This is a genomic window from Acetomicrobium sp. S15 = DSM 107314 (assembly GCF_016125955.1).
GTDB lineage: Bacteria > Synergistota > Synergistia > Synergistales > Thermosynergistaceae > Thermosynergistes > Thermosynergistes pyruvativorans.
Window position 1 is genome coordinate 1 of sequence record NZ_JADEVE010000135.1, and the last position, 321, is coordinate 321.

A 321-nucleotide genomic window follows, 5' to 3' on the forward strand; every position below is an offset into this window, starting at 1 on the left:
ACCTCCGGCTGGGGAGATCCATTCAACGTCGCTTCTCTCTCGTATCCATTTGTCCATAATTTTGTAATTCGTATAGACCGTCTTTCTTGCTTTCTCCAAGAAAGACTGCTTTCGCTCTCGCAGGCCAGAAGACGTGATCTATGAGGTAGAGCACCTCGTCAAAAGCGGCGTATTGGAGGTCACGCTTGTGGGGCAGAACGTGAACAGCTACGGTGTTTACACGAATAAGCCCTTCGGAGGCGCCTATAGGGGCTTCGGCCTGCCGGAGCTTATGGGAGGCCTTGAAGCGGTAGTAGATGCCATAGCATACAGGATCGGTAT

At 51.7% G+C, this 321-nt stretch carries 1 protein-coding gene; it reads left to right on the plus strand.

Annotated elements, in window-relative coordinates:
* Positions 1 to 133: 133 nt before the first annotated feature.
* A partial coding sequence (locus EZM41_RS03435; protein WP_198469546.1) for a molybdopterin cofactor-binding domain-containing protein occupies positions 134 to 321 on the plus strand: 188 nt, incomplete at its 3' end.